General features: G+C 61.0%; 11 protein-coding genes. 2 read left to right on the forward strand and 9 right to left on the reverse strand.

Annotated features, from left to right (window positions below; all coding sequences use genetic code 11):
• The first annotated feature begins 93 nt into the window (after nucleotides 1-93).
• Nucleotides 94-1,155, forward strand: coding sequence for a class I SAM-dependent methyltransferase (locus HGP12_RS14680; RefSeq protein WP_168841821.1), 1,062 nt, complete (start codon nucleotides 94-96; stop codon nucleotides 1,153-1,155).
• A 41-nt stretch (nucleotides 1,156-1,196) separates the two neighbouring features.
• Here the strand turns inward: HGP12_RS14680 and HGP12_RS14685 are convergent, their stop codons facing one another.
• The 8 genes from HGP12_RS14685 to HGP12_RS14720 form a co-directional block, all read right to left on the reverse strand.
• On the reverse strand, nucleotides 1,197-2,282 hold the full coding sequence (locus HGP12_RS14685) for an ABC transporter ATP-binding protein (RefSeq protein WP_168841820.1): 1,086 nt from the start codon (nucleotides 2,280-2,282) through the stop codon (nucleotides 1,197-1,199).
• A gap of 3 nt (nucleotides 2,283-2,285) precedes the next feature.
• Nucleotides 2,286-3,194, reverse strand: a complete 909-nt coding sequence (locus tag HGP12_RS14690; protein WP_168841819.1) for a carbohydrate ABC transporter permease — start codon at nucleotides 3,192-3,194, stop codon at nucleotides 2,286-2,288.
• Nucleotides 3,194-4,060 carry a carbohydrate ABC transporter permease gene (locus HGP12_RS14695; protein ID WP_246703410.1) on the reverse strand — a complete coding sequence of 289 codons (867 nt, stop codon included), beginning with the start codon at nucleotides 4,058-4,060 and terminating at the stop codon, nucleotides 3,194-3,196. Before HGP12_RS14695 ends, HGP12_RS14690 begins: the two co-directional genes overlap by 1 nt.
• Before the next feature lie 147 nt (nucleotides 4,061-4,207).
• On the reverse strand, nucleotides 4,208-5,455 hold the full coding sequence (locus tag HGP12_RS14700) for an ABC transporter substrate-binding protein (RefSeq protein ID WP_246703387.1): 1,248 nt from the start codon (nucleotides 5,453-5,455) through the stop codon (nucleotides 4,208-4,210).
• Between the two features lie 204 nt (nucleotides 5,456-5,659).
• Nucleotides 5,660-6,781, reverse strand: a complete 1,122-nt coding sequence (locus tag HGP12_RS14705; protein WP_168841817.1) for a Gfo/Idh/MocA family protein — start codon at nucleotides 6,779-6,781, stop codon at nucleotides 5,660-5,662.
• An 11-nt stretch (nucleotides 6,782-6,792) separates the two neighbouring features.
• On the reverse strand, nucleotides 6,793-7,722 hold the full coding sequence (locus HGP12_RS14710; protein ID WP_168841816.1) for a sugar phosphate isomerase/epimerase family protein: 930 nt from the start codon (nucleotides 7,720-7,722) through the stop codon (nucleotides 6,793-6,795).
• A 241-nt stretch (nucleotides 7,723-7,963) separates the two neighbouring features.
• A complete protein-coding gene (locus tag HGP12_RS14715; protein WP_246703411.1) occupies nucleotides 7,964-9,025 on the reverse strand; it encodes a LacI family transcriptional regulator in 1,062 nt (353 codons plus the stop codon).
• Nucleotides 9,026-9,513: 488 nt separating this feature from the next.
• The gene (locus HGP12_RS14720) at nucleotides 9,514-10,305 is read right to left on the reverse strand and encodes an HpcH/HpaI aldolase family protein (protein WP_168841814.1); all 792 of its coding nucleotides are present in this window, start codon (nucleotides 10,303-10,305) and stop codon (nucleotides 9,514-9,516) included.
• A 395-nt stretch (nucleotides 10,306-10,700) separates the two neighbouring features.
• On the opposite strand from HGP12_RS14720, the gene ggt reads away from it, so the two are divergent.
• Nucleotides 10,701-12,290 carry a gamma-glutamyltransferase gene (ggt, locus tag HGP12_RS14725; RefSeq protein WP_168879169.1) on the forward strand — a complete coding sequence of 530 codons (1,590 nt, stop codon included), beginning with the start codon at nucleotides 10,701-10,703 and terminating at the stop codon, nucleotides 12,288-12,290.
• A 58-nt stretch (nucleotides 12,291-12,348) separates the two neighbouring features.
• Here the strand turns inward: ggt and rhaI are convergent, their stop codons facing one another.
• Nucleotides 12,349-13,641 carry an L-rhamnose catabolism isomerase gene (rhaI, locus tag HGP12_RS14730; RefSeq protein WP_168841813.1) on the reverse strand — a complete coding sequence of 431 codons (1,293 nt, stop codon included), beginning with the start codon at nucleotides 13,639-13,641 and terminating at the stop codon, nucleotides 12,349-12,351.
• Nucleotides 13,642-13,826: the final 185 nt, after the last annotated feature.

Below are 13,826 nucleotides of genomic sequence, written 5' to 3' on the forward strand. Positions count from 1 at the left end.
GCCATATCATTGCTTACTTTCCCGCCCAGGAGTATTTTGAAGTTTCCGAATATATCGGACGGAACGCTACATCAATTCTGGGAGGAGGATGTCATGCGCGAACCTGATATGCAGAAACTCGATGCCTTGGTCGGGCGCCTGATCGGCGATGTCGGCGCGGCGGTTTCGGGTGTGCTGGTGACGCTCGGCGACCATTTGGGTCTGTTCAAGGCCATGGCGGACGGAACGCCGATGACGTCGGCGGAGCTTTCCGACAAGGTTGGTGTCAAGGAGCGCTATGTGCGTGAATGGCTGTCGGCTCAGGCGGCGGCCGATTATGTCAGTTATGACGATGAGACCGAGCGCTTTTACCTGACGCCGGAACAGGCCATGGTGTTTGCGGAGGAAAACAGTCCCGCCTTCTTCAACGGCGCCTTCGACGTGGTTCAATCCATGTGGCTGGATGAGCCGAAGATTGCCAATGCCTTCAAGACCGGCAGCGGGCTCGGCTGGCACGAGCACAGCGCCTGCTTGTTCCGCGGCACGGAGCGGTTCTTCCGGCCGGGCTACAACAGCCATCTCGTGACGGAATGGATACCGGCGCTGGAGGGAGTGCATGAAAAGCTTCAGGCCGGCGCCGCCGTTGCCGATGTCGGCTGTGGCCATGGCGCATCGACCATCCTGATGGCGCAGGCCTATCCGAACTCGACCTTCTTTGGCTTCGACTATCATCTGCCCTCGATCGAACGGGCGCAAGCTGCCGCGAAGGAAGCGGGCGTCGACGGCCGCATCACGTTCGAGCAGGCGAGTGCCAAGGACTTCCCGGCTGCCGGCTACGATCTCGTGGCGATGTTCGATTGCCTGCATGACATGGGTGACCCGGTCGGCGCCGGCAAACATGTCAAGGAAAGCCTCGCCGACGACGGCACCTGGATGATCGTCGAGCCCTTTGCGCATGATTGCCTGAAGGACAACCTCAACCCGATCGGCCGCGTCTTCTACGGCGCGTCGACGATGATCTGCACGCCGGCCTCGCTGTCGCAGGAAGTCGGGCTGGGTCTGGGCGCGCAAGCCGGCGAGTTGAAACTGCGCAAGGTTGCCATGGATGCGGGCTATTCGCATTTCCGCAAGGCGACCGAAACGCCGTTCAACATGGTCTTCGAAGTCAGGGCCTGAAAATCGTGCCGCGCGCTTCGTCGAACGCGCGGCACAGTGTTTTACAGACGCTGCCCGTCTTCGCCGAACAGCGACGCGAGCGTCGGCTGGAAATAGACCGGCTGCTCTCGGTCGAGCGCGACATCCTCGTCGGCATCGATACGCACCGACAGCGTCTCGCTGCCGACCTGGCCCCAGATCAGATTGTCCGAGCCCATGGGCTCGACGATGGTGAAGGTTGCCGGCAGGCTCGCGGCCCGACCGCCCGCGGGCTGGAACTGCATCTGCTCGGGCCGGACGCCGAGCGTCGCCTTGCGGCCCTCGCCGGGCGTGCCGGAGAACTCGTAACCGTTGAGATCGATCTTGCGGCCGTCGGACAATGCGAAGGCCGGTGTGCCGCCATTGCTCGTCACCTGCCCGGACAGGAAATTCATCGACGGCGAACCGACGAAGCCGGCAACGAAGCGATTGACCGGACGCCGGTAGATTTCCTTCGGCGTCGCGAATTGCTGGATGACCCCGCCGCTCATGACCGCGATGCGATCGGCAAGCGTCAGCGCCTCAATCTGGTCGTGCGTCACATAGATCATGGTGGAGCCAAGGCCGCTGTGCAGCCGCTTCAGCTCGACACGCAGTTCGGTTCGAAGCTTGGCATCGAGATTGGAGAGCGGCTCGTCGAACAGGAAGACATCGACGTCGCGCACCAGGGCGCGGCCGATGGCGACGCGCTGGCGCTGACCGCCGGACAGTTCGCCGGGCCGCCGCTTGCGCAAGGGATCGATCTGCAGGATCTGCACGGCGCGGTCGACACGCTGGGCGATCTCGTCCTTTGCCATGCCGGCGATGCGCAGCCCGAAGGACAGATTTCCCTCCACCGTCATCGTCGGATAGAGCGCATAGGACTGGAACACCATGCCGATGCCGCGATCCTTCGGCTCTTCCCAGGTGACGTTCTTGTCGCCGATCCAGATCTGCCCGTCGGTGATGTCGGTCAGCCCGGCAATCGCATTGAGCAAGGTCGACTTGCCGCAGCCGGACGGGCCGAGCAGCACGATGAACTCGCCGGATTGTATCTCGAGATTGAGCGATTTCAGGACACTGACGCTGCCGAAATCGATTGCTAGTTCGCGAATGGAAACATTGGCCATGAACTATCCCTTGACTGCGCCGGCGGTGATGCCGCGCACGAACCAGCGGCCCGAGCCGAAATAGACGATCAGCGGCACCAGGGCAGTGAGAATGGTCGCCGCCATGTTGACGTTGTAGAGCTTCTCGCCCTGGGTGGAGTTGACGATGTTGTTGAGCTGAACCGTCATGGGGAAGTTTTCCCGGCCGGCGAAAACGACACCGAAGAGGAAATCGTTCCAGATGCCGGTCACCTGCAGGATCGCCGCCACCACCAGGATCGGGATCGACATCGGGATCATCAGCCGGAAGAAGATCTGCCAAAGCCCGGCGCCGTCGATACGGGCCGCCTTGAAGAGCTCCGTCGGCAGACTGGAATAATAGTTGCGGAACAGCAGCGTCAGAACCGGCAGGCCGAAGACCGTGTGGGTGATGATGATGCAGGGCAGCGTCGAATAGATGCCGATATCGCGATAGATCAGCACCAGCGGATAGATGAACACCTGATAGGGGATGAAGGCGCCGAGCAGCAGGATGGCAAAGAGAACGTTTGCACCCTTGACCCGCCAGAAGGATAGCGCGTAACCGGTCAGCGACGAGATGAAGATCGACAGGATCATGCTCGGGATCAGGATCTTCACCGAATTCCAGAAGCCGACGCTGATGCCGCCGCATTCAAGGCCGGTGCAGGCCGTACTCCAAGCCTGCACCCAGGCATCGGCCGTCCACATCTGCGGAAAGGCGAAAATATTGCCCTGCCGGATCTCCGGCATGGATTTGAATGAAGTCACAAGCATCACGTAGAGCGGCAGCAGAAAGAACAGCGCAGCCATCACGAGAAAAGCGTAGAGGCCGATGCGTCCTGGGGTCAGATGCTGCGGCTTGCGCCCGGTCGGACCCTGCATGGCACCAGTGACGGAAGATGGCGTCGTCATCAGTTCCCCCTCGGCTTTTCGCGGAAATATTCATAATAGAGCCACGGCGTGACCAGGACGACCACCGTGATGAACATCACGGTCGATGCCCCGGTCGCAAGGCCGATATTGCCGCGGCCGAACAGGTAATCCATGATGAATTTCCCGGGCACTTCGGTCGATATGCCCGGACCGCCGCCCGTGGTCGCCAGAACCAGCTCGTAGACCCTGACGACCGCAATCGCCAGAAGCACGCTGGCCGTGATAATCGTCGGCCTGAGGATCGGGATGACGATGTGCAGATAGACGCGCCAGCTCGGTATGCCGTCAATGCGCGTCGCCTTCCACAATTCACGGTCGACGCCGCGCAGGCCCGCCAGCATGATCGCCATGACGAGGCCGGAGGATTGCCAGATACCGGCAAGCACGATGACGTAGAGTGCAAGATCGCTCTGGACGATCCAGTCGAAGCGGAACCAGGTAAAGCCGATGCTATCGGCAACCTTCTGCAGGCCGAGCGTCGGGTTCATGATCCATTGCCAGACCAACCCGGTCACGATGAAGGACATGGCGAAGGGATAGAGAAAGATCGTCCGGAAGGTATTTTCGAAGCGCACCTTCTGATCGAGCGCGACGGCGAGTAGAAAGCCGAGGATCAGGCAGCCGGCAATAAACAGAATGCCGAAGACGACGACGTTTTGCAGCGACAGCAGCCAGCGCGCCGTCGAAAACAGCCGCTCATACTGCTTCGTGCCGACGAAGATGTTGACCGGCAGCACCTTGCTGTCCGTGAACGATATCCAGATGTTCCAGACGACGGTGACGACATAGGCCAGAAGCACGATGGCAAAAGCCGGGAACAGCGCCACATAGGGCGAAAAATGCATCTTCCTGCGGCTGACGCTCGCAGGCGCAGCGGCCGCTTGCACAGTGGCGGCACTCGTGTCTGGGGTGCTCATGGGCGCGCTCCTCCTCAGCATTCATGGAAGCCGGCGGCAGGGGATGCCTGCCGCCGCATGGATGTCGATCGAAGCTTACTTCGCCTGCTCAATCACCTGTGCAAACTGCTCGGCGAACTGGTCGGCCGTCATACTGGGCGTCGTCCAGTATTGGGCGACCAGATCCTGTTCCGTCTGGACGATGTCCTGAGCCGTGAGCACATCCGGCGCGAGGATCTGGCGGCTCGGATCCTTGAGCGCAGTCAAGCCTTTCTGGGCGCAAGCATCGAGCTTCGAGGTATCGACGTCGAGACGCACGGGCACGGAACCCTTCTTCGAGTTGAAGGCAAGCTGGCCTTCCTTCGACATGATGACTGTCGCCAGCAGCGTCTGGGCGTCGGTCGCGGTCTTGTCCTTCAGAACCGGGAACACGAAGATGTCGCCGCCCATCATGAAGTTGGATTCGCCCGGTCCGAGGATACAGCCGAAATCCTTGTCGGCGACGAGGCCGGCATGGATGAACTCGCCCTTGGCCCAGTCGCCCATGAACTGAATACCAGCCTTGCCGTCGATCAGCATGCCGGTCGCAACGTTCCAGTCACGGTTCGGGCTGCCCGGATCCTGATAATTGCGCAGCTTGGCGAAGACTTCCGCCACGTGCTTGAACTTGTCTGATTTGACGGCATCCGTATCGAGATCCTTCCAGACCTTGGCGTAGAGCTCCTTGCCGCCTTCGCCGAGAAGGATGGCATTGAACATCGACTGCAGCTGCCAGGGCTGGCCGCCAACAGCGACCGGGATCAGGCCGGCAGCCTTGATCTTGTCGAGCGCGGCAAACATTTCATCCCAGGTCTTCGGCTCTTGCGTGACGCCGGCCTTTGTGAAGACGGCCTTGGAATAGAAGACCCAGTTCTGGCCGTGGTCATTGATCGGCGCGCCGTAGATATGGTCCTGGAATTGGATGGCCTGATAGAAGGACGGCGTCAGGACCGATTTCCAATCCTGCTCCTTGGCGAGATCGTCGAGCGGACGTAGCAGGCCTTGCTGGGCCAGTTCGTTCATCTGGGTGCCGGTGTTGAACTGCATGGCCGTCGGCGGGTTGCCGCCGATGATGCGGTTGATGCCGATCGGGCGGGCGGTCGAGCCGGAGCCGGCAATTGCGGTATCCACCCATTCGCCGCCGGCGGCGTTGAAGGCCTTGGCCAGTTCCTTGACGGCGGCGGCTTCGCCGCCGGACGTCCACCAATGCAGGACTTCAGCTTTCTTGCCTTCGGCGAGAGCGCCGGTCACGCTCGCCGCAACCAGCGCCGTGGCGCCGACCAATGCCATCATCAATTTGCGCATGCGTTCCTCCTCCTTTGATAGTGTTCTCCCAACGCCCGGCCACCGCCGTCCACAGACGTCGGATGCCGAATTCAACGATCCTCCAAAACCGCGCCGCCGGGCCTCCGCTCCCAGCCGCAAGTGGCCAATGCTTCCTCGGGCATTGCCCCTTCGTCAAGCCTGCAGTCCGAAAGGACCGCATTTTCCTGAATTCTATAGCGCAGCCTAAGCGAAACGTCCCTCATTAATTGTGCATGCTATCGGATCCGGGCGGCCGCAGCTGCTATGAATCGCAATGACGCCGCGTGACTGGGAGGAGCGCTCGAACGCCGTCATGACCTCCAAAGCGTGGAAGGCGAGCTCCGACGATACCCGATGCTGCCGTCCCGAGCGAAGGGAATCCACCATTTCGGCCGCGCCCAATCCGCGCAGCCCGAGATGCCCGGGCACGCCCTCCCTATAGGGATGGTCGACCGGGATCTCTTCCCAGGCCTCGCCGCCGTCGCGGAATATCTCGACCTTGCCGCTGAAGTTGTTGGGATCCGGCGTCACCATGGTGCCCTCGGAACCGTAAAGCTCGATCTGATTGTGCTTGTGCCTGATGACATCGAAGCTGGTGGCGATTGTGACGGTTGCGCCGCTATGGAATTCCATCACGCCAGTCAGATGCGTCGGCACCAGAACCTTGATCGTCTCGCCGCGGCGCGGGTCCGTCTTCACCGTGCGTTCGATGCGGGTGATCTTCGCCGTGCCGAAGACCTCGCGCACGGGGCCAAGCAGCGCAATCAGGTTCGTGACGTAATAGGGGCCGACATCGAGCATCGGCCCGCCGCCACGGCCGTAGAAGAAGGCCGGATTGGGATGCCAGTGTTCATGACCGGGCAAAAGCAGCATGGCGGTCGCCGAGATCGTCTTGCCGATGCGCCCTTCATCCAGCAGCCGCCGTGTCAGCTGATGGCCGCCGCCGAGGAAGGTGTCGGGCGCGCAGCCGAGCCGCAGATCCCCTGCCCGGGCGATCGCCATCAGCTCCTCCGCCTCGGCCATGGAGACACCAAGCGGCTTTTCCGAATAGACGTGCTTGCCGGCAAGAAGTGCTTTCTTGCTGATGGCATGATGCGAGACCGGCGTCGTCAGGTTGATGATCAGGCCGATTTCCGGATCGGAGAGCATCGTATCGAGCGCTACGGCTTCGATGCCGAACTGCTCGGCGAGTTTGCGCGCCGAGACGTCATAGAGATCGTAGACCGATTTCACGCGAATGAAATCGAACATATGCAGGGTCGCGACATAGGTGGCGCTGATATTGCCGGCGCCGACGATGCCGACTTTCATGGGCTCGTTGCTCATTGGGTTGCCTCTTACGAAACAGTGATATCAAGCTCGGCGGCAGCGGCGCGCAGATAGCTCATGCCGCGCCGCATCTCGTCGTCGAATTCCGGCGTCGCTTCGCGAAAATGCGTCCAATGCGAGGCTCCCGGCGCATCTTCCAGCTCCAGCGTGATCGGGCCGGAATAGCCGACGGCCCGAAGTGCCGCGAAGATCGCCTTCCAGTCGATCTTGCCGCGTCCCGGCCGCCAATGCGCATTGGTATGGCCCTCATTGTCGGAAAAATGCGTATTGAAGATGCGATTGCCGAGCGCCAGCACGACATAATGCGGCATGTCGCCGGCCGGAAAGAGATGGCTCGGATCGAAATTCAGGCCGAGGTTGGCAGCGCCGGTGCGCTCGATGAGGCGTAGCATGCCCTGTCCGGAACTGACCCAGCGATAGGGATGCGGCTCGATCGCGACCCTGAGATCGGCGGAGGCGGCAATCTCGCAAGCTCGAGCGAAACCGTCGACCACGGCTTCGTATTCGCCCGTCCAGTCCCATTGCGGCTCGACCGCCGCACCCCATTCCTGTGAAATCGGCCGCTGCAGGATCGGCTTGACGTCGGACTGAAACGGATAGGGCGTCATGCTTGTCACGATCGGCGTACCGATTGCGACAGCCACATCCATGCCGCGCTTGTAGCCATCGAGATCGACTGTGGACATGGCGGCGTTCGCGGCACGGCTGAATGGCAAGTTGAAGAAGAAGTTGGTGAGAACCAGTCCCTCGCCATCGGCGATTGCCTTTAGTTCGCCAATGGTTTCCGGCGTGTAGTAGCTCAGCATGTCCACCGACCATGCGGTCAGCTCGAAACCCTTGCAGCCGGTGCGGGCGAGCCGCTTGAGCGGCGCCTGATAGGGCGGATTCCAATTGAAAGTCCAAATTGGCGATCCGAAAAAAAGCGAGCCGTCGCTCATGTCATCCTCCCTTGGGATGCGGTCACCTGTCCACGTAGCTCCGCGGCAACGCCGAAATGACTTGCCGGCGAGCCTCCCAGCTCCAATTTTTGGCGATTCGTAACGTTACGATCTCGGAAAATGAAACATCTGTCAACTTCATATTTTGCGGGTTACTTCCGCAAATTCTGGACAAAATCGAAATTCGTAACGTTACGAATACCTTCCAGAAATCTACGCTCGTTGCGAGCTGCATTATCGTTCAGGCGTGACGGGTCTGGCTTTGATGATCGACGAAGGCGGCGCGGACGACTTCGTGAAGGTCGGCCGGATCTTCGCCGGCGATCGCCCGGTGCAGAAAGGCGGCCAAACGCTCGCCTATGGCATGGTTCGAATAATGGAACGTGCTGAGCGGCGGATTGAAGAAATCCGGCAGCGCTGTGCCGCCATAGGTAATCAGGGCGAAATCCTTGCCGACCTGTCGTCCGGCATCGCGCAAGCCGGCGAGGAAGCCGAGCGCCGCCTCCTCGCTCGCCACGAAGGCAGCGGTCGCTTCGGGCTTCAGCGCGGCTATGCGCTTTGCCATCTCGCGACCATTATCGGGCGTCGCGGTGGTGAAATGGATGCAATCGTCCGGAACGTTCAGATGGCGTTCGGCAAAGGCTCGGCGCCAGCCACGAACGAATTGCAGGCTGTAGGTGAATTGATGGCTGGGCGCGATCAGCAACGGCATATCATGCCCGGCATCCAGAAGCAGGCGCGCGGCTTCCGCGCCGATTACTTCATGGTCGAGATCGATGCTCGGATGAACGCTCAAAAGTTCGGTCCGCCCGAAGGTGACAAAGGGCATACCGACCTCGAGAAGATATTTGACGCGATCGTCCTGCGGGGTCGTATGCGTGATGACGATGCCGTCGACCGAACCCTCCTCGACGATGTCGCGCACCGTCGCCAAGGGATCATCTGCCTGCAATTGCGGTACGATCGTGGTCCGGTAGCCCCGCGCCTTCATGTAGCGCGACGCCCCCTCGATCAGCGAGGCGACGACGATGTTCATCTCGCCCTCGCGCCCGAATGGCAGCACGATGCCGATGGCGTGGGTCTTGCCGGTACGAAGATTGATGCCGCCGAGATTGGGACGATAGCCGAGCTCGCTTGCCGCCCGCTTGACCAGCTCGATCGTCTCGCGGTTGACCTCGGGGCCTTCCTTCAAGGCGCGGCTGACCGTCGTAACCGAAAGGCCGAGCGCTGCCGCAACCGTCCGCAAGGTCACGCGCTGTCCTGCTTCGCGCCGCAAGCCGCGTCCTACTGACAATCCCTGCATCTTCGACAAATCATTCCGCTCCGCCATCTTGGCGCGAGAATGCCCGCAGGCGGGTGGCGATGCAAGCATGCAGCCGGGCTCGCCGCGACAGAAAAGCCGATGCATCCCATCGGCGCATGGGTTCGGCAGCGAATTGCTCAGTGCAACTAATGGGAATTTACTTTTATAAAAGCAATTTTAAAGTGCGACCCATTGCTTGCTACGTTTGAAAGAATAGCTCATGGACAAATATACCAAAACTGTTTTGACAATCATTGCCTTCGCGCTTGTGGCGATCGCCCTCCAAAACACGATCACGCCGGCAAAGGCCGTTGGTGGCGGTTGCGGCTTAGAGACGTACAGGCCCTGCTACGTAAAGCTCGTAAACTAGCGAAACCCATCGCTCTCTAATCGGAATCTTCGGATCCGAAACTGCTGATCGAGATCACGGACGATATATCGGCACGCCCGGAAGTGCTTCCGGGCGGCTTCTTCGCTGAACAAAGCCGTTATGAACCGGCGATCTGGCGGGCAGTCTGAATGGCCGTGCGGGCGCCTGCCCGCAGCTGTGCCGTTTCCGTGCCGGCGATGACCAGATCGAGGCCGAGCTTCAGATATTGCCCGGCGCGATCACCGTCGCCACCGAAGGCGCAGATGACCTTGCCATGGGCGCGGCAGCGTGCAAGCGCTGTCGCAAGCGCCTGATCGATCGCGGCGCTCTCGGGCGCAAGGCGGGCACCGTTCGAAAGTGCGATAGAAAGATCCGACGGGCCGATGAAGATGCCGTCGATACCATCAACCGCAAGGATCTCGTCGATCGCATCGAGCGCCGTCCGGGTTTCGACCATTGCGATGGTGACGGTCAGGCTATTGGCGCTCTGCAGATAGTCTTCGGCGGAATTGCCGAAATGATTGAGAGCAAGCGAAGGCCCCCAGCTGCGCTCGCCGAGCGGCGGATATTTTGTCGCCTTCACCAGGGCGCGGGCGTCATCTCCGGAATTGATCATCGGCGCGATGATGGCGGAGGCGCCGGCGTCCAGAAGCCGCGATGCCGACGCGAAGTCGCCGACCGGAATACGGGCAATCGCGGGCTTGCCGGCAAGCCGGACATGCGCAATGCCGCTTGCAGCCGAAGCCATGTCCCACATGCCGTGCTGCATATCCAGTACGACGGTATCGAAATCCTCCTGCGCCAGATGGTTGACGAGCATCGCGTCGGGAATACCGACCCAGCCGGAGATCATGCCGCCATTTTCGCGGCGCTTCAGGCGTCCGGCAAAACCGTTAATGTCAGTCGTCATCGTCTTTCCTCACCTATCCGGAACAGGCTCTGTCCTTCGAGACATCAGCCGATCATCAAATCATGAATCAACGGCATCAACGCCCTCGACAATACTCAATTCCAGCTGCCGGACCACTCGAAAGTGATCCCCTGCCGCGTGCGAATCAGGAGCGCGAGATTTTCACAATTCCGATCACTCAACCCAAGTTCGATCGTCAATGTGCCAGACCAACATGACAAGCATCCAGATATTTTCGTCGTTCGACCATTCGGCTTCACCTCGCAATTGCCGCGGGATCCCGAAAATCATGATCCGGCGAGTTCGTCTCTTCCATGACCGCCAAAACACCGTAAAACATTACGGTACCGCATTGCACGCGGATGAGAGCCGGACACATGGAGAGCAGCGAGACCATGCAGCAGCGAGATTTTTTCAAGCCGGGCCGATCGGTCGCCATTTCCGACAAGGGCATGGCCGCGACCTCGCATCCACTGGCAACGCTTGCCGCCGTCGACATTCTGCGTGCCGGCGGCAACGCCGTGGATGCTGCCGTTGCCGCGGTTGCGCTGCAGTCCGTGATTGACCCGCACATGACGGGGATCGGCGGCGATTGCTTCGCACTCTACAGTGCAGCCGGCGGCACGCCGGTCGGACTGAACGGCTCCGGCCGCGCCCCGAAGAAGGCAAATCTCGGCTATTTCCTCGATAAAGGCTTTACCGCCATCCCCGACGACAGCCCGCATGCCGTGACCATTCCCGGCGCGATCGATGCATGGTGCCGGCTGATCGGCTCCTATGGCCGGCTGGGCATGGATCGTGTGCTGGCTCCGGCGATCGCAGCCGCGCAAGAGGGTTATTGCATCACGCCGCGCGTCGAACTCGATTGGCACCGCTACAGCGACCGTGTCGCCAAATATCCGCAATCGGCCGCCTATTTCCTGCCGGACGGCAAGGCGCCGCGCACCGGTGACCGTGTTACCAACCCCGCGCTTGCCGCCACTCTGAAGGCTGTTGCCCGAGATGGCCGCGACGCCTTCTACCGCGGTCCGGTGGCTGAGGAGATCACCACGCTTCTTCAATCGCTCGGCGGTCTGCACGAGGAAAGCGACTTCGCGGACTACGAGGCTTTCGACACGAAGCCGATTTCCGGCAAGTTCCGTGGCCGGGATCTGCTGGAATGCCCGCCGAACGGCCAGGGCCTGGCGGCGCTGCTGATCACCCGCATTCTCGACGGCTTTGATCTTCGCGATCCCAAGCTCTCCGAAGCCGACCGCATTCACCTGCACGCCGAAGCGACCAAGGCTGGTTACGCCATGCGCGACCAGCTGATCTGCGATCCCGACCATGTGACATTCGATATAGAGGAGTTGCTATCAGATCGCTCGATCGCTGCCATGCGGACGAAGATCAGCCTCGAGCGTGCCGGCGATACCAAAATCTGGGATGCGCCGGCACATCGCGATACGGTCTATGTCTCCGTTGTCGATCGGGATGGCAACGCTATTTCTCTGATCAATTCCGTGTTCATGGCTTTCGGCAGCGGCATCTATGCGCCGCGCTCGGGCGTATTGCTGCAGAACCGCGGCGCCGGCTTCGTTGTCAAACAAGGCCATCCGAACGCCATCGGCCCCGGCAAACTGCCTTTCCATACGATCATTCCGGCCATGCTGATGGAAGATGGCAAGGTGCGCATGAGTTTCGGCGTCATGGGCGGGCAATATCAGGCAGCCGGTCATGCCCATATGCTCACCCAGATCCTCGATCGCGATCTCGATCCGCAGCAGGCGAGCGACCAACCGCGCAGCTTCTGTTTCGGCGGCAAGCTCTCGCTCGAGCCGACCATATCGGAGGAAACCAGGCGGGATCTGGAGCGACGCGGCCATGTCGTCGAATGGGCGGATGAACCGATCGGCGGCGCGCAAGCGATCATGATCGATCACGAGCGCGGCATCCTGCTCGGCGCATCCGACCATCGAAAGGATGGCATGGCGCTCGGCTATTGACCAAGGCACTTTCGGCGGAGGGGCGTGCGTTCGCCCATCCGCCGGATCTACAGGGTCCTCAGATGATCCCGCCACCGCCGGCAACAGACGCCGGACGTTCGCCGGCAACCTTGCGGCGGTAGCCACTCGCCCTGTAGGTCGCGACCGGATCGACCGCACCGCCGGTGCGGCGACGGGCCTCGGCCAGGATCGGCTCGACATCGGCGCGATAGGCGCGCTTTAGCGTTTCCGATGCCATCAGTGCGTCATTCGCTTCCTGATAGCCATCCAATGCCTTCCGGTCGACGATCAGCGCCTGCGCATAGGCGCGGCGGATCTCGTTGGCGCTGGAAATCAGGCTCTCGATCGGGTCCGTGACATTGTGCGACTGGTCGATCATATGCGCCGGATTGAAGTCGTTGACCCCACGCCGTTCCGCTTCGACCAGCTCATTGAAGACGAGGAACAGGCGATAGGGCTCGATAGCCCCGGCATCGAGATCGTCGTCGCCATATTTGGAATCGTTGAAGTGGAAGCCGCCGAGCTTGCCGAACTGGATCAGGCGCGCGACGATCATCTCGATATTGGTATTCGGCGCGTGGTGGCCGAGATCGACGAGGCAATGGGCTTTTGGACCGAGCGTCTGCGCGATCAGGTAGTTGGTGCCCCAGTCCTGAACGACCGTGGAATAGAAGGCCGGCTCATACATCTTGTGCTCGGAAAACAGCCGCCAGTCGTCGGGAAGCGCCTTGTAGATATCGGCCATGGCGGCGAGATAGCGCTCGAACGCCTTGGTGAAATTGGTCTGGCCCGGGAAGTTCGAGCCATCGCCGATCCACACCGTCAGTGCCTTCGAGCCGATCGCCTTGCCGATCTCGATGCATTCGATGTTGTGCTCGACGGCCTGGGCGCGCGTTGCTGCGTCGACATGGCTGAGCGAGCCGAACTTGTAGGAATGCGCCTGGCCCGGCGCATCGGAGAATGTGTTGGAGTTCATGGCGTCGAAGCCGAGGCCGAGCGCATCGCCCTTCGCCCTGAGCTCGCGCGGATCCGCCTTGTCCCATGGAATGTGCAGCGAGACATTCGGCGTCGCCCGCGTCAGCTGATGGATCACGGCGCAATCGTCAAGCTTGTCGAAGATGCCGCGTGGCTCGCCGGTGCCCGGAAAGCGGGCAAAGCGCGTGCCGCCGGTGCCGACACCCCAGGACGGGACCGCGACGAAAAATTCGGAAACCTTTTTGGTGGCGGCTTCGATATCGACGCCGCGGCGGGCGAGCGTGGCGCCAAGCGCCTCATAATCTGATTTCAGCGCAGCGGCGCGCTTGTCGTTTTCTGCAGCAACCAGATCGGGCGCAATTCTAAACTCGGCCATTCTTTCCTCCCATGTACGTCATTCGAATATTGAGGCATCCCGCCCTTCTTCTCCCCAGCGGGGAGAAGATGCCCAACCGGCAGATGAGGGGGAGTGAGGAGCATAGCGACTCACATCTTGAGCGTAAGCGAAAGATAGAACCGCATTTGCAGCGCCGCCCCCTCATTCGACCCTTCGGGCTACCT

This window comes from Rhizobium sp. P28RR-XV (assembly GCF_012641385.1).
Classification (GTDB): Bacteria; Pseudomonadota; Alphaproteobacteria; order Rhizobiales; family Rhizobiaceae; genus Rhizobium.